This is a genomic window from Thalassolituus hydrocarboniclasticus, assembly GCF_025345565.1.
Taxonomy (GTDB): Bacteria; Pseudomonadota; Gammaproteobacteria; order Pseudomonadales; family Oceanobacteraceae; genus Venatoribacter; species Venatoribacter hydrocarboniclasticus.
On the sequence record NZ_CP054475.1, the window covers coordinates 230,011 to 245,792 of the forward strand.

At 55.0% G+C, this 15,782-nt stretch carries 12 protein-coding genes; 8 read left to right on the plus strand and 4 right to left on the minus strand.

Going from position 1 to position 15,782, the window contains the following annotated elements:
• Positions 1-2: 2 nt before the first annotated feature.
• The 4 genes from ruvX to gshB form a co-directional block, all read right to left on the minus strand.
• Entirely contained in the window at positions 3-464 is a 462-nt protein-coding gene (ruvX, locus tag HUF19_RS01065) for a Holliday junction resolvase RuvX (protein WP_145466923.1), read from the minus strand.
• Positions 464-1,021 carry a YqgE/AlgH family protein gene (locus HUF19_RS01070; RefSeq protein ID WP_260998107.1) on the minus strand — a complete coding sequence of 186 codons (558 nt, stop codon included), beginning with the start codon at positions 1,019-1,021 and terminating at the stop codon, positions 464-466. The genes ruvX and HUF19_RS01070 overlap by 1 nt, the downstream gene beginning before the upstream one ends.
• Positions 1,021-1,896: an energy transducer TonB gene (locus tag HUF19_RS01075; RefSeq protein WP_260998108.1), complete on the minus strand. Its 876-nt coding sequence runs from the start codon at positions 1,894-1,896 to the stop codon at positions 1,021-1,023. The genes HUF19_RS01070 and HUF19_RS01075 overlap by 1 nt, the downstream gene beginning before the upstream one ends.
• A 129-nt stretch (positions 1,897-2,025) precedes the next feature.
• Positions 2,026-2,985, minus strand: a complete 960-nt coding sequence (gene gshB / locus HUF19_RS01080) for a glutathione synthase (protein ID WP_260998109.1) — start codon at positions 2,983-2,985, stop codon at positions 2,026-2,028.
• Positions 2,986-3,198: 213 nt separating this feature from the next.
• Here gshB and pilG point away from each other — a divergent pair, with 213 nt between their 5' ends.
• The 8 genes from pilG (at position 3,199) to HUF19_RS01120 (ending at position 15,741) form a co-directional block, all read left to right on the plus strand.
• Positions 3,199-3,582 carry a twitching motility response regulator PilG gene (pilG, locus tag HUF19_RS01085; RefSeq protein ID WP_145466915.1) on the plus strand — a complete coding sequence of 128 codons (384 nt, stop codon included), beginning with the start codon at positions 3,199-3,201 and terminating at the stop codon, positions 3,580-3,582.
• Positions 3,583-3,620: 38 nt separating this feature from the next.
• The gene (gene pilH, locus HUF19_RS01090; RefSeq protein WP_260998110.1) at positions 3,621-3,986 is read left to right on the plus strand and encodes a twitching motility response regulator PilH; all 366 of its coding nucleotides are present in this window, start codon (positions 3,621-3,623) and stop codon (positions 3,984-3,986) included.
• Between the two features lies 1 nt (position 3,987).
• A complete protein-coding gene (locus tag HUF19_RS01095) occupies positions 3,988-4,512 on the plus strand; it encodes a chemotaxis protein CheW (protein WP_260998111.1) in 525 nt (174 codons plus the stop codon).
• Between the two features lie 96 nt (positions 4,513-4,608).
• Complete coding sequence (locus HUF19_RS01100; protein WP_260998112.1) at positions 4,609-6,663, plus strand: methyl-accepting chemotaxis protein; 2,055 nt, start codon at positions 4,609-4,611, stop codon at positions 6,661-6,663.
• 26 nt (positions 6,664-6,689) lie between these two features.
• On the plus strand, positions 6,690-7,580 hold the full coding sequence (locus tag HUF19_RS01105) for a CheR family methyltransferase (protein ID WP_260998113.1): 891 nt from the start codon (positions 6,690-6,692) through the stop codon (positions 7,578-7,580).
• Positions 7,577-14,245 (plus strand): Hpt domain-containing protein, encoded by a 6,669-nt coding sequence (locus tag HUF19_RS01110; RefSeq protein WP_260998114.1) that lies wholly within the window; start codon positions 7,577-7,579, stop codon positions 14,243-14,245. The genes HUF19_RS01105 and HUF19_RS01110 overlap by 4 nt, the downstream gene beginning before the upstream one ends.
• A 1-nt stretch (position 14,246) precedes the next feature.
• On the plus strand, positions 14,247-15,287 hold the full coding sequence (locus tag HUF19_RS01115; RefSeq protein ID WP_260998115.1) for a chemotaxis protein CheB: 1,041 nt from the start codon (positions 14,247-14,249) through the stop codon (positions 15,285-15,287).
• Entirely contained in the window at positions 15,268-15,741 is a 474-nt protein-coding gene (locus HUF19_RS01120; protein WP_260998116.1) for a chemotaxis protein CheW, read from the plus strand. Before HUF19_RS01115 ends, HUF19_RS01120 begins: the two co-directional genes overlap by 20 nt.
• Positions 15,742-15,782: the final 41 nt, after the last annotated feature.

Sequence of the window (15,782 nt, forward strand, 5' to 3'; positions counted from 1 at the left end):
CTTTATTCAGGCGGCGTGTCGGTTAATGGCCAGGCCGCCATCCAGCTTTCGAGAATTAATTGTGCGGCAATACCGTCCACCGAGTTGGCGCCAAAATCGCGGCTGCCACCCTGGGCGATCACCATGCCTTTGGCTTCGTAACTGCTCAGGCGCTCGTCGTGGGTAAACGACGGGCGGTGAAAACGGCCTTCGAGACGACCGGCAAACTTCTTCGCGCGGCGGCTCATATCGCTGGCTGTGCCATCCATATTCAGCGGCAGGCCAACGACAAAGGCATCGGGCTGCCATTCATCAATAATGCGCTGCAGTACATCCCAGTCGGGTACGCCGTCGCGCGCTTTAACCGGATTCAGTGGGCGGGCGGTGGCGGTAATGCGCTGGCCGGTGGCGATGCCGATACGCTGGGTGCCGAAATCAAAAGCCAGCAGGGTTTTAACCCGCGCTGACGGTGCCGGGCTGCTCATCAGGCATGCCCCGCATCGGAACTCAGAAATTCGGCACTGACGCCAAGCTGGCTGAGCGCGGCCTGATACAGCTCGTCGTGGGGCACTTCAAACAACAGATGTTCGGTGGCTTCAATGGTGAGCCAGGAGTTGGCCAGTATTTCTTCGTCCAGCTGCTGCGCATCCCAACCGGCGTAACCCAGCGTCAGGCGGTAATCCTGCGGGCCGGAGCCGGCGGCAATGGCTTTAAGAATATCTTTTGACGAGGTCAGATGCGCCTGTTCGGTGACGTTCAGCGTCGCCCCCCAGTTGCCCTGCTGACGGTGCAATATAAAGCCATGTTCCTGGCTGACCGGGCCGCCGGCGTAAATCTCCGGATCGATACCGGCCAGGCGGGTGATTTCCAGCTGTTCACAGATCTCGTGAAAGGTAACCGGCAGCGGTTTGTTCAGCACGATGCCCATGGCGCCGTCGGCGTTGTATTCACACAGATAGGTGACAGTGCCGGCAAACCAGGAGTCTTCCAGTTGCGGCATGGCAATCAGCAGATGGTTTTTCAGGCTGTTAAGCTGTTGCATTAATTGGCGTCCGAAATGTAGCGGTTACCCTTGAACTGCCAGGTGCGGATAATTTCCAGAATATCGGTCTGCTTGCGCATTTCTTCGGTAAACGGAGCGAAAGGGGCAGACAGACGCACGATGCGCAGCGCGGCATCATCCAGCACTTTTTTTCCGGACGACTCAAGAATACGCAGCTCGTTGATGGTGCCATCCGGGTTGATGGCAACCAGCAGGCGCAGGCGGCAGTTGTCGAAGCAGCTTTCTGCTTCGCGGGGATAATTCAGCGCTCCCATCTGTTCAATCTTGCGCCGCCAGCTGTTCACATAATAGGCATCGTTGGCCTTCATGGTGGACGCGGCGGTCAGGCGCTGAATGCGGGGTTGTTTGGCATAAGTCTGACGCAGGGAATCGAGTTTGGCCTCAAGGCTGGCCATTTCCAGACTGCGTTCCAGTAAGGTTTTTTCCGGGCCGTCGGGCAGGTCAACCTGCATGGCGCGGCGTTCCTGTTCACTGGGCGCTTTATTACGGCTGCTGCCGCTGGTGGTTACTAACTGGCGGTTGCCCTGTATCTGGCGCGGAGCACTGGCCTGCTGTTCCTGCGGCGAGGTTTCGTTGATTTCGTTGGCGTGGAAGGTGGCTTCGACATCGGTGGTCAGCATGCGCGCTTCATCTAAGGTGCCGCTGCCTTCCTGATTCTCCTGAGCGAGAAAATCGGCCTGTTCAGGCGCTTTGTCGCTTTTGTAGGTCGCGAGGGTGACTTCCAGCGTTTTGGACAGGTTATCGCGGTCGCTGGCGGTGAAGCTGATGCCGAGAATAAGAACGGCATGAATCAGCAGAGCCAGAAACAGGGCGAAGGACAAGCGATCGGAGCTGGTCACGGCGGTGGCTGACATGCGTGCGGAAGTACCTGTTTAAAGTCCGGAAAACGGGTGCAAGTCTGCGCTTTCGGGGCGGATTTGTCCATAATCTGCGGCTGTATGACGGAGGCCTGACGCCGGATGTTGGACGTCAGGCCTCAGACCTCAGATTTCAGATGCACTCAACTTAGCCAGCAGGCAGTCGATCAGCAGACCGGCTACGTCAATGCCGGAGTCGCGGCTGATTTCACGCACACAGGTTGGGCTGGTGACGTTAATTTCGGTCAGGTTGTTGCCGATAATGTCTAGGCCAACAAAGTACAGGCCTTTTTCTTTCAGGATTGGTCCGATTTTTTCGGCGATAGCACGGTTTTCATCGCTCAGAGGCTGGGTCACGCCCTGGCCACCGGCGGCCAGGTTGCCGCGGGTTTCGCCCTGCGCCGGAATGCGTGCCAGGCAGAAGGGTACCGGCTCGCCATCAATCATCAGGATGCGTTTGTCGCCGGCGGTGATCTCCGGGATAAAACGCTGCGCCATGATTTGCTGGCTGCCGTGGTTGGTCAGGGTCTCAATGATGACGCTGACGTTCGGGTCGTCGGCGCGCAGACGGAATATAGAGGAGCCGCCCATGCCATCCAGTGGTTTGAAGATGACATCGCCATGTTCTTTATGGAAAGCCTTCAGCAGATCAGCGCGGCGGGTAACGATGGTCGGGCTCATCAGCTCCGGGAATGCCGTGGCGAATACCTTCTCATTGCAGTCGCGCAGGCTCTGCGGTTTGTTGGCAACCAGAACGCCTTCCTGTTCGGCACGCTCAAGGATATAGGTGCTGTAGATAAACTCGCTGTCGAACGGTGGGTCTTTGCGCATCAGAATGATGTTCAGCTCAGCCAGTGGCTGTTCGCGGTAGTCGCCGAGATCGAACCAGTGCTCCGGATTCATGGCGACTTTTAACGGTGCCATACGCCCCATGGCTTTGCCGTTCTGAATCGACAGGTCGCTCTGCTCCATATAAAAGAGTTCGCAGCCACGTTCCTGAGCGGCATGCAGCAGCGCCAGTGATGTGTCCTTTTTAAAGGCGATGTCGGCGATGGGGTCCATCACCACACCCAGTTTAATGCTCATATAAAGGCTCCGTGAATACAGATGTTCGACGATGGCGCCAGTGTAACCTATGCATTGTCCCGGCGGCGTAACTTAATTGTGTGACGCAGCGCAGTGCGCCGCCCTAGCCTTTGTTGCACAATCTGTGATACAAACTGCGCAATGGCGTCTCCTGCGATTGTTGAACACAACCGCTCACTAAAACATAAGAAACGGATGGTTAAAGGCCTCCCTATGGACGATAACTTTCAGAATATTAAAGTCATGGTCATCGACGACAGTAAAACCATTCGTCGTACGGCTGAGACTTTGCTTAAAAAGGTCGGCTGCGAAGTCATTACCGCGACAGACGGTTTTGATGCGCTGGCCAAGATTGCCGATACTCACCCGGATATCATCTTTGTCGATATCATGATGCCGCGTCTGGATGGTTACCAGACCTGCGCCCTGATCAAAAATAACTCCAAATTCAAATCGACTCCGGTAATCATGTTGTCCAGTAAAGACGGTTTGTTCGATAAAGCTAAAGGGCGCATTGTTGGATCTGACGAATATTTGACCAAGCCTTTCAGTAAGGAAGAGCTGCTGGGTTCAATCCGTCAGTATGTAAAATCCTGAGCCAGCGACAGCTGAAAGAGTTTTAAGAGGTAACAGGCATGGCCCGCATTTTGGTAGTAGATGATTCTCCAACAGAAACTGAAGCATTCCGCTCCATGCTGGAGAAAAATGGTCACGAAGTACTGACCGCAGAGAACGGTGCCGATGGCGTGGCACTGGCGCGCAAGGAAAAGCCGGATGTAGTGTTGATGGATATTGTGATGCCGGGCCTTAATGGTTTTCAGGCAACCCGTCAGCTGACCAAAGACCCGGAAACCCAGAATATTCCGGTGATTATTGTGACCACCAAAGATCAGGAAACTGATCGGGTATGGGGCAAGCGTCAGGGCGCCAGTGGTTATCTGGTGAAGCCGGTTGCAGAAGCAACTCTGCTGTCCGAGATCGCTTCCGTAATGGCTGGCTGATATGCATCCGTACGCACAGCTGCTGGACATAGCCGAACGTAGCCGACGCAACGCGTCGGCTTTGCCGCAACAGGTGGAAGCAGTTTCTTACTGGCGTGGCGTAGGCTTTATGCTTGCCGGTCAGACCTTCGCCGCCGATATGATTGACGTTGCGGAAATTCTGCAGCCTCCGCGCCTGACCAAGGTGCCGGGTGTGCGCAGTTGGGTTCTGGGTGTGGCCAATGTGCGTGGGCGCATGGTGCCGGTCATGGATCTGGCGGGCCTTCTGGGTCTGCCATCCAAAGCCAACTGGCGCAGTCGCCGGGTTCTGGTCGTCGAACAGGACGATCACCTGACAGGCCTGTTGGTAGATGCAGTGCTGGGTATGCAGCAATTTGCAGTTGATCGCCGGACTGAAACATTTCAGCTTGATCCGGCGTTCCGTAAATTTGTAGAACATGGTTTCGAGCGGGATGGGCGTCAATGGCCGGTATTTCAGTTACGTGAGCTGATCCAGGCGCCGGAGTTCCTGCAGATTGCAGTATAACAATGCCTGCTCAGCGGGTATGGTTGGTGATCTGATCGAATCTGCCGTCAGGCAGATAATAATTAAAATACATGCAGTGAGTGTGGAGAGAACGGCATGAGCGGAAATTCAGGAAACGTCTTGTCGACGGTCTTCAGGAACCGTACCAACGGTATTCTGGCGGGACTGTTGTTCGTGTTTCTGGCGGTGTTTATCGGTATTACGGTGTACGTGAACCGCTTGGCAAACCAGGACGAACAATACATTGATCACGCCGGTGAGCTGCGCGTACTGTCGCAGGAACTGGCAAAGAACGCGGTAGAAGCCGCGGGTGGTAAACAGGAAGCATTCGGTCAGTTAAGAATTGCCCGTGACAACTTTGCGACCCGTTGGGGCTATCTGACCAAAGGTGATGCGGCCAACGGCCTGCCGGCAGCAGAAATTGCCACCATGACCAACGTAGAAGGCGTCTGGAACAAGGTTCAGGGTAACGCTGACCAGATTATCCGCGCTCAGGATATTATTCTCTCCCTCCACGAAGTTGCCGCGACGCTGGCAGAAACCATTCCGCAGCTGCAGGTGGAATACGATGAGATCGTTGAAATCCTGCTGGATAATGGTGCACCGGCCGATCAGGTCGCGGTAGCACAGCGTCAGTCGTGGCTGGCAGAACGTATCGTACGTTCCGTTAACAAAGTACTGGCCGGTGGCGAAGACGCGGTAATGGCGGCGGATGCCTTCGGTCGTGACGCCTCGCTGTTCGGTCGCGTACTGAACGGTATGATTCAGGGCAACGTTGCCATGAACATCTCCCAGGTAAAAGACGAAGAAGCGATTTACGCTCTGGCGGAAGTTGCCGAACTGTTCGAATTCGTATCCGGTTCTGTGGACGAGATTCTGGAAACCTCTCCTGAACTGTTCCAGGTGCGTGAAGCATCTGACTCCATCTTTAACGACTCCCGTACGCTGCTGGAGCAGACCTCCAATCTGACCTCGACCATTCAGAACGGTGCGCAGGAGCGTGGTGTGCTGCAGGCGGTTGGTTATATTTCTGCGGTACTGGCGCTGATCATGATGATTGGTTTTGGTGTCGGGTCTTACCGTGATACCCGTCGTGACTTCGAGAAAACAGCGAACGCTAACGAACAGAACCAGATGGCGATTCTGCGTCTGCTGGACGAAATTGCTGACCTTGCGGACGGTGACTTAACAGCCTCTGCGACGGTAACCGAAGACTTTACCGGTGCGATTGCTGACTCCATCAACTACGCGATCGACCAGATGCGCTCTCTGGTATCGGCGATTAACGAAACAGCGGTACAGGTATCTTCGGCGGCCCAGGAAACCCAGGCCACGGCGATGCACCTGGCGGAAGCATCTGAACACCAGGCGCAGGAAATTGCCGGTGCTTCTGCGGCGATCAACGAGATGGCGGTGTCCATTGACCAGGTATCGGCCAACGCCTCGGAATCATCCGCGGTTGCGGAGCGGTCGGTAGCGATCGCCAACAAAGGTGCGGAAGTGGTACAGGCGACCATTAACGGCATGGATAACATCCGTGAGCAGATTCAGGAAACCTCCAAGCGTATTAAACGTCTGGGTGAATCCTCACAGGAGATTGGTGACATCATCTCCCTGATTACCGACATTGCTGACCAGACCAACATTCTTTCCCTGAACGCTGCGATTCAGGCATCCATGGCCGGTGACGCTGGCCGGGGCTTCGCGGTGGTTGCGGACGAGGTACAGCGTCTGGCAGAACGTTCAGCCGCTGCGACCAAGCAGATTGAAGCACTGGTTAAAACGATTCAGAACGATACCAACGAGGCGGTAATCTCGATGGAAACCACCACTTCCGAGGTGGTGCGTGGTGCCCGACTTGCACAGGATGCGGGTGTGGCACTGGAAGAAATTGAGAACGTATCGAAAAACCTGGCGGAACTGATTCAGAACATTTCCAACGCAGCCCGCCAGCAGGCGTCGTCTGCTGGTCATATTTCCAACACGATGAACGTTATTCAGGAAATTACTTCGCAGACTTCTGCCGGTACAACCGCGACCGCGAAGTCGATTGGTAACCTGGCAGAAATGGCCAACAAACTGCGTGAATCGGTAGCGGGCTTCAAACTGCCGGAAGCAGAGCTGGACCTTCATCAACGACAGGTACTGTAACCTGACAGATGGTTGGATGACTTTTAATGAACCATCAGTTACGTACAGGGTTGAGCACAGTCCCGGAGATGGACGATGCTCAGTTCGTTCGCTGGCAGGCTCTGCTGGAAGAACGCACCGGGATGTGTCTGGCGCCACAACGCCGCTCGTTTCTGCAGACCAGCCTTGGTCTGCGGATGCGCGAGGTCGGCTGTGACAGCTATCAGGAGTATTACGAGCGCATCGTCAATGGTGCCTCGGGTGCAATTGAATGGAGCACTCTGGTCGATCGCCTGACCGTTCAGGAAACCCGTTTCTTCCGCGACCCGGATGCTTTTGCTTTTGTTGAACAGTACGTTCAGCAGAAAGCAGCAGAAGCCGGTCATGAAGACACACTGGAATTCTGGAGTGTCGGCTGTTCTTCCGGTGAAGAAGCCTACAGTCTGGCCATGGTGGCAGAGCGTTACCTGACTCCACAGGGTAAACGCTATGCCGTTACCGGTACTGATATATCCACCATCGTATTACGTAAAGCCCGTGCCGGACGTTATCAGCCACGCGCCCTCGATTGGGTCGCGGATGAATATCGTCAGCTGGGGTTCAAAGATCTGCAGCCGGGCAGTCCGGTGCAGGTATCCGACACGCTGCGTCAGCGCTGTTGTTTCAGTCAGGTTAATATCCTGAATCTGGCCAACTGCCCGCTGCAGTCGCAGCATGTTATTTATTGCCAGAATGTACTGATTTATTTCCGTCGCTGGCGTCGCCGTGAAATTCTTAATGTCCTCGCCGAGCGTCTCGCTCCCGGTGGCATATTAGTGATTGGTCTTGGGGAAATGGTGGACTGGCAGCATCCGTTACTGGAACAGGTTCATAGCAGCCGGGTATCCGCGTTTGTGCGTAAGCAATCGAATTCGACAGGGGAGACCACAAGGCGATGAGCCAGGACTACATCGCCCTGGAATGGGTAAAAGGGGAAATCGAAGAGACTCTGCAGCAGGCCCAGCAGGCGCTGGAAGCTTATGTGGAGAATCCCCAGGACAAAAGCCGGCTGAAATTCTGCCTGAGTTACCTGCATCAGATTCACGGTACTCTGCAGATGGTCGAATTCTATGGTGCCGCTCTGCTGGCTGAAGAGATGGAGGCTATCGCGTCAGCGCTGGCCGAATCTGCGCTGGGCAATGAGCGCGACGGTCTCGAAGTGCTGATGCAGGCCATTATTCAGCTGCCGCATTATCTCGAACACGTCAAAGTTGGCCGCCGCGATCTGCCGGTGGTGCTGCTGCCAATTCTTAACGAGCTGCGTTCAGCACGGGGCGAAAGCTTCTTGTCTGAAACGGCTCTGTTTGCACCGAACATTCAGCAGAATGCTGCACTGAGCGATGCTCAGGCAGAGGCTTTTGCCAGCGATGATTTCCGTAACTGGGCACGTAAAATCCGTCAGATGCTGCAGACTGCGACCCTGCAGCTGCTGCAGAACAAGCAGCCGGATGTCGCCAAACAATATCTGAACAAAGCTTTTGCCCGCCTGCACAAAGCGCTGGGTAAAACGCCGCAGGGTCTGGTGTGGTTGCCGGCGCTGGCATTCAGCGAATGGCTGCTCAAGCAGCAACATTTGCCAAACAGTGCCAAACAACTGCTGCGTCAGCTGGATCATTTGCTGAAAACCGCCATTGAAGAAGGTGCTGCGGCTATTAATCAGCCGCCATCGGATGAGCTGCTGAAGAACCTGCTGTTTTATGTCGCCCGTACTGATGTCAGCGGTGAAGCTATCCGTCAGGCGCAGGAACAGTTTGGTCTGCGTCAGGCGCTGCCGACAGAAGCAGAAATCCAGCAGGAACGTGATGCCTTATCCGGCCCCGACCGCGATACCGTAGGCCATGTGCTGGGCGCACTGGTGGAAGAAATTGCGGCTATTAAAGATCGTCTCGATCTGCTGGTGCGTAGCGATGACGACCGTAAAGATTCTCTCGCAGCGATTGCGCCAAACCTGAAACAGGTTGCCGATACCATGGGTATGCTCGGTCTGGGCATGCCGCGTAAGGTGATGCAGGAACAGCAGAGTCTGGTTGCCCGTCTGCTCGACAGTGACACAATCGATGACAGCCACCTGCTCGATATGGCCGGAGCTTTGTTGTATGTCGAAGCCACGCTGAGTGGTATGCAGCGTGAAGGTGACCTCAACGCCCATGCGGGCGAAAGTACCCTGTCTGATGCTCAGAAAGCCGTGCTGCGTGAAGCGCGTAATGTGCTGGAGCAGGTAAAAGACGCCATCGTTGAATACATCGCCAAACAATGGTCAGTTGACGAGCTGCAGGATGTTCCGGGCCTGCTGCACACCATTGAAGGTTCGCTGAACATGATCCCGCTGCCACGGGTGGCAGGTATCCTGTCGCGTGCCGCTGCTTTCGTGCAAACGCAGCTGATTGATGAACGTCTGAAGCCACAATGGTCGGTGCTGGATATTCTGGCCGACGTCCTGAGTGGTGTTGAATACTTTATCGAACGTTACTCCGAGAATCCGCGCAGTGCCGGTGCTGAGTTGCTGGATAAAGCTGAAGTCTCGTTGCAGGATTTACCGGCGACAGAAGGACTCGGCGACGCGCTGGATGATATCTCGTTTGATGGCAGCGAAAATCTGCCGGAAGCAGACATTACGTCTTTCGGCGATGCGCTCAGCATCGACGAAGATGATGATGCTGAAATCGTGCATGCCGAGCCTGAGCAGCCGGACGAGGTTGAAATTGATCTGCCTGAGGCAGACGAGTCACCGGTAGACGTCAGCGATGACAATGTGATCAGCCTGGACAGCATTGCCGGCGATGACATCCGTTTCGATTTTGATGAGCAACCAACGGCAGATGATTCTGCAGATCTGCATGAACTGGTTGACCATCTGCGCGAGCAGCAGGCTGAAGACGAACAGGCAGAAGAACAGACGTCAGCCACCGTTGCCGGGCCTGAAGTAATTGCTGCGGAAGCGGTTACGCCAGCTCCGGCTGTTGCTGAAGAAGACGATGATGATCTGATTGATGATGAGATCATTGAAATCTTCCTCGAAGAAGCCGAGGAAGTAACAGAAACCCTGAATGAATTCTGGCCACAGCTGATCGCCGATCTGAGCGATAAAGAAGCGCTGACCACCGTGCGTCGTGCGTTCCATACCCTTAAGGGTAGCGGCCGCATGGTTAAAGCCGAGTTTATCGGTGAGCTGGCCTGGTCTGTTGAGAACATGTTTAACCGTGTACTCGACAACACCATCGAAATTGATGCCAACCTGATTGCACTGGTTGATCATGTGATCAGTCAGCTGCCATTGCTGATTGATGATTTCCGCCATAAGCGTGCGGCATCGATCGCCACGCAACCGCTGATGGATTACGCCACTGCACTGGCTAATGGTGATGCTGTCGCCGCTTTTTCCCCAACGGAAAATGCCGCTGATACTCAGGCGCCAGACTTAGCACCTGAGCCGGAAGTACAACAGGCCGGCGCAGACGACAGCAGTGACGATGATGAAGACGATGCACTGCTGGAAGTGTTCGAAGGCGAAGCCCGTTCTCATCTGATAACGCTGGATGAGTTTGTGCAGGAATCGCGTGAAGAAGACTTTATCAACTCCCTCAGCGATCAGCTGCAGCGTGCTCTGCATACGTTAAAAGGCAGCGCGCATATGGCCGGCATTACCGCCATTGCCAATGTGGCTTCGCCGCTGGAGCGCCTGATCAAAGAATTACGCGCGTATCAGATTAACAACAGTGCCGAAGTGGTTGAACTCATTGCCACAGGTTCGGCACTGATTGCCTCGGCTCTGGAAAGCCGCGAGCTGTTGCTGGCTGAATACATCGACGGTGCTGACGCTTATGTTGAGCGCCTGCAGTTGTTGGAAAAACAATTGCTGGAGCCTCTGCGTGTTGATGATTCTTCCCGCCGCGGACCGAATCCACAGGCGATTTCCCAGTTCCTGGCGCAGGGCATGGATTCACTGCTGGACGCTGACCGGTTACTGAACCGCTGGCATAAAGATCAGGATGACAGCGTGCTCAGCGCACTGGGTCAGGACCTGCAGGAAGTTGCAGCAGGTGCAGCCGAAGCCGAAGTGCCGCATATTCAGGCCTTAGCCGATGCGCTGAATAATCTGTATCTGCGTATCCAGAACGAGCAGGCAGAGCCAGCCGAAGATTTACTGGCACTGGCGGCTGAAGCTCATGAAGCGGTACTGGCAATGATGGATTGCCTGGCCGCGGGCCAGGAAACCCAGAGCCCGGATGAGTTGCTGATGCGCATCCGTAACTGGCAGTTCCCGCTGCCGGACGTTGCTGATGATGATCTGCCGGTACTGCAGCTGGATGATATCGTTAGCGATGACATTGCTAACGATGATACTGATGCCGATGATCTGACGATTGATATCGACGCAGACGACATCACTCTGACCGATAACGTTTTCGCTGCCGGCGATGACACGGATACCGGTATTGAAGAAGCTGCCGGTGATGTCTTCGACCTGAGTGATGAAATCGACGACGAGTTGCTGTCTGCTCTGCCGCAAGAGCAAGAGCAAGACCAGCAGGAAGAAGATTTGCCACGTGCGGAATCTGAAGTACAGCCTGCTGTTCAGCCCATAGCGCAGACCGAAACGCGCAACGAAATGGAAATGCTGCCGCTGCCGGCGGTAGAAGATGGCGACGAAGATGAGATTCTGGAAATTTTCCTCGAAGAAGCGCAGGAAATTACCGAATCCGTTGAAACGGCTCTCCAGCGCTGGCGTCAGCATCCGGATAATTTACTGCACGTAGCCCAGCTGCAGCGTGAGCTGCACACCCTGAAAGGTGGTGCACGTATGGCTGAGTTGTCGGAAGTCGCCGACCTTTGCCATGAGCTGGAAACCCTGTACGAAAATATCAACGATGGCCGTCTGGCGGTGCAGCTACAGGTTTTTGATCTGCTCGACCGTGCCCATGATGAGCTGGGAAGCCAGCTGGATGCTGTGCGCGAAGGCGTACGCCCGCAGCCTGCAGATGAAATGATTGTGGCTATTCGCCAGTATCTGAAAGGTGAAGCCTTTGGCGAATTGCCGGAAGAGTTGGATGATTCGGTCAGCGCAGAAAGCGATGCTGAGGAATTCAGCGAACAGCCTCCTGTGCCGGTGGTGCAGTCAGAAACGCTGGATGAGTCAGACCGTGAAATTCTGGAGATCTTCCTCGAAGAAGCCCACGAGCTGCAGGAATCTCTCGATCGTGCGCTGCACAGCTGGGAGCAGGAGCCGGCTAATACCGAAGGTGCTGAAGAAGCCCAGCGGGTGCTGCACACTCTGAAAGGTGGTGCACGTCTTGCCGGTCTGACTGAGATCGGCGATCTGGCGCACAACTTTGAAGCCAATATCCTGAAAGCCCAACAAGGGCAGATTGAGCGCTCAGCGGCGTTCTTCCAGTCTGCTTACCAGCGTCAGGATGAACTGATCAATAAGATTGATGCAGTCGAAGCCATGCTGGCTTCTGACGGTCTGGTGGTGCTGGGTGAAAAATCCCTGGTTGTTGAACCGCTGACCATTGATGCCGAGTCTGAAAACAGCGCTGACACTGAAATCCTGCCGGATGAAACAGCCGCTCAAGTAAGCTCTGCAGACGTAACTCCGGTTGCGGAAGCTGATCCGGCGCCGGCAGCCGATCCGGCGTCGAATGTTGTGCCGCTGCGCCGTAGTGCGCCGGAAGCACCAAAACAGGATAAGGCCGCCGCTCAGCAGGCTGCGCGTAAGGCGCCGCAGGAGCTGGTGAAAGTCTCTGCCGATCTGCTCGACAACCTGGTGAACCTCGCCGGTGAAACTTCCATTGGTCGTGGTCGTCTGGAACAGCAGGTTACCGACTTCTCCCATACCCTCGACGAAATGGATATGACACTCGATCGTCTGCGCGATCAGCTGCGTCGTCTGGATATGGAGACCGAGGCTCAGGTGATTTTCCGTCAGGAACGTCAGGGCCCGGATTACGAAGATTTCGACCCGCTGGAAATGGACCGTTATTCGGCCATGCAGCAGCTGTCGCGTGCGCTGGTTGAATCAGCTTCGGATTTGCTCGACCTGAAAGAGACGCTGAGTCACAAGACCCGCGATGCAGAAACCCTGTTGCTGCAGCAGAGCCGGGTTAACACGGAACTGCAGGAAGGTCTGATGAAGACCCGCATGGTGCCGTTCCAGCGTCTGGTTCCGCGTCTGCGCCGTATTGTGCGTCAGGTCAGTCTGGAGCTGGATAAACAGGTTGAGCTGCGCGTTCACAACGCCGACGGTGAGATGGATCGTACCATTCTCGAACGTATGATTTCACCGCTGGAGCACATGGTGCGTAACGCGGTTGACCATGGTATCGAGAATCCGGCCCAGCGTGCGGCGGCCGGTAAACCGGATGTCGGTAATATCGAGCTGGATATCAGCCGTGATGGCGGCGACGTGGTTCTGACCATGAGCGATGACGGCCGCGGGGTGAATCTCGAGGCGGTTAAGCGCAAAGCGATCGAACGCGGACTGATGGACCCGGATGCCCAGCTGTCCGATCAGGAAATTATGCAGTTTATTCTGCAGGCTGGTTTCTCGACCGCCGAAGCCGTGACCCAGATTTCCGGTCGTGGTGTGGGTATGGACGTTGTATCCAGCGAAATCAAACAGATGGGCGGCAGCGTTGAGATTCAGTCGGAAGCCGGTGCCGGTACCCGCTTTATTATCCGTCTGCCGTTCACCGTATCGGTTAACCGTGCACTGATGGTGCGCGTGGGTGACGACCTGTACGCCGTGCCGCTGAATAACATTCAGGGTATTGTGCGGGCGCCGGTGGCGCAGCTGCAGTCGCTTTATGAACAGCCGCAGGCCGAACGCAAATACCATTACGCCGGCACCGATTACCGCATCGAATACCTGGGCGTGATGCTGGAAAACGAAGCGCAGCCGAAATTCAGTGCTCAGCACATACCGTTGCCGGTACTGCTGATCCGCGGCGCGATACCTTTTGCTCTGCAGGTAGACTCGCTGCTCGGCTCACGTGAGATCGTGGTAAAAACCCTCGGCCCGCAGTTTGCCAGCGTGATGGGTGTGTCCGGCGGTACCATTCTGGGTGATGGTAGCGTGGTTATCATTCTCGATCTGCCGGCGATGATCCGTACCCAGGCGAGTCTGGAATATCAGCAGGCGAAACTGCTCGACAGTCAGGCAGCCGAACGTCGTCACGAACTGGAAAACCGTTTACCGCGAATTCTGGTGGTGGATGACTCGGTGACGGTACGTAAGGTAACCAGCCGTCTGCTGGAGCGTAACGGCATGGAAGTATTCACCGCCAAAGACGGTGTGGATGCGATGGCGACGCTGCAGGATCACAAACCGGATCTGATGCTGCTCGATATCGAAATGCCACGTATGGACGGTTTCGAGGTTGCATCGCTGGTGCGCCACGATTCCCGTCTGAAAGATATCCCGATCATTATGATCACCTCGCGTACCGGTGATAAACACCGTGAGCGGGCGATGTCGATTGGCGTGAATGAATATCTGGGTAAACCGTTCCAGGAAGATTTGCTGCTCGGCACGATGAACCGTCTGCTGGGGCGCGAGGAAGACTGACATGGCCTTGCCCAGGGTAGGCATCCTGGCCGACGACCGGCTGCAGCAACACCTGCTCAAATCCGCTTTGATTCATTTCGGGTTTGATGTGGTGATCAATACTGATCCGCAGCGTTTCGTGCTGCTGGATCATACTGAAATGCAGCTGGATGCCTGGCTGGTGGATCTGCGTCAGGAAGACGATGAAGAAAATATGCAGTGGCTCGAACAGCTGCTGGATGGCGATGTGCCGGTTTTGCTGGGGCTGGAAAAAGCGCCGCAAAAAACCTGCGCTACGTATCCCAAGTGGGAAAAACGTCTGTACGGCAAGATGCGGGAGATCATTAAAGTCACTCCGGTGGTGGCCGAAGATGTCTCCGTACTGGACCGTCTGAATACACCAACAACAACTCCCCGGATACCTTTGCCTGGTGTATTTGCCAATCAGGATTTCAGCGGTAAAGCCGCTGTTCAGGTCTGGGTGCTGGGTGCCTCTCTGGGCGGTCCGGGGGCGGTCAAAGATTTTCTCGATGCCTTGCCCGGTGGGCTGCCTGTGGCATTTATTTATGCCCAGCATATAGATCCGCGTTTTGAAGAAACCCTGTGCAAAACCATCGGTCGTCATGCCCAGTATCAGCTTAAGAACTTTGTTGCCGGCGAAGTACTGAACTGCGGAGAAGTACTGGTGGCACCGATCAGTGATGAATTCCGTTTTGACGGTGATGGCCTGCCGCGCAGTCTGGAACGTTCCTGGCCCGGACCTTATGGCCCGTCTATTGATCAGGTGATTCTGAATGTGAACGAATACTTCGGCCAGCGGGCCGGGTATATTCTGTTCAGTGGCATGGGTAATGATGGTTCAGAAGCCGTGATGAGCCTGAAAGACAGCAAAGTGCCGGTCTGGGCACAGGCACCGCAGAGCTGTGCCAATGCTTCGATGCCGGAAAGTGCGATTGAAACCAGTCGCGTCAATTATATCGGTGACCCATATCAGCTGGCATTACAGCTGGTGAATTGCGTTAAACACAGCTGGATAAATATTCATGAGCCAATCCATCACTAAAACCAATACACCGGATCAGGTCGATTGTCTGCTGATTCCACTGAAAGATAAAAACCTGCTGTTGCCGAACGTATCAGTGGCAGAAATTGTGCCTTTTTCTCATTTGCTGACCACCGCCTCCAGTGTTGACTGGATTCTCGGCCGAATCGACTGGCGCGGCACACCGGTCCCCGTACTGTGCTATGAAATGCTCAACCGTCAGTCGGCTCCTGCGCCAAATCCCAATGCCCGTTTTGCTATTGTAAATGGTGTTGGTGCGCATCCGCAGATGCCGTTTTATGCGGTACTGGTGCAGGGTATTCCGAGTCTCGTACATATCCGCGAAAGCGAAATTCAGGAAGTAGAAGCCATGCATATGGGTGACTTCGATCAGATGGCTGTCAGTATTGGCCAAGATGCTGCGATGATTCCTAATCTTGAGCTGGTTGAGCAGTCTTTGTTGCGTCATATCTGACCTACGCCATTTCTTTATATTCGTAACGGCAGCTTACGAAC

Excerpts from the sequence above, each read along its gene's own strand:
- HUF19_RS01100 (WP_260998112.1), top strand. The coding sequence starts at position 4,609 with ATGAGCGGAAATTCAGGAAACGTCTTGTCGACGGTCTTCAGGAACCGT.
- pilG (WP_145466915.1), top strand. The coding sequence starts at position 3,199 with ATGGACGATAACTTTCAGAATATTAAAGTCATGGTCATCGACGACAGT.
- HUF19_RS01105 (WP_260998113.1), top strand. The coding sequence starts at position 6,690 with ATGAACCATCAGTTACGTACAGGGTTGAGCACAGTCCCGGAGATGGAC.
- gshB (WP_260998109.1), bottom strand. The coding sequence starts at position 2,985 with ATGAGCATTAAACTGGGTGTGGTGATGGACCCCATCGCCGACATCGCC.
- HUF19_RS01120 (WP_260998116.1), top strand. The coding sequence starts at position 15,268 with ATGAGCCAATCCATCACTAAAACCAATACACCGGATCAGGTCGATTGT.
- ruvX (WP_145466923.1), bottom strand. The coding sequence starts at position 464 with ATGAGCAGCCCGGCACCGTCAGCGCGGGTTAAAACCCTGCTGGCTTTT.
- HUF19_RS01070 (WP_260998107.1), bottom strand. The coding sequence starts at position 1,021 with ATGCAACAGCTTAACAGCCTGAAAAACCATCTGCTGATTGCCATGCCG.
- HUF19_RS01115 (WP_260998115.1), top strand. The coding sequence starts at position 14,247 with ATGGCCTTGCCCAGGGTAGGCATCCTGGCCGACGACCGGCTGCAGCAA.
- HUF19_RS01110 (WP_260998114.1), top strand. The coding sequence starts at position 7,577 with ATGAGCCAGGACTACATCGCCCTGGAATGGGTAAAAGGGGAAATCGAA.
- pilH (WP_260998110.1), top strand. The coding sequence starts at position 3,621 with ATGGCCCGCATTTTGGTAGTAGATGATTCTCCAACAGAAACTGAAGCA.
- HUF19_RS01075 (WP_260998108.1), bottom strand. The coding sequence starts at position 1,896 with ATGTCAGCCACCGCCGTGACCAGCTCCGATCGCTTGTCCTTCGCCCTG.
- HUF19_RS01095 (WP_260998111.1), top strand. The coding sequence starts at position 3,988 with ATGCATCCGTACGCACAGCTGCTGGACATAGCCGAACGTAGCCGACGC.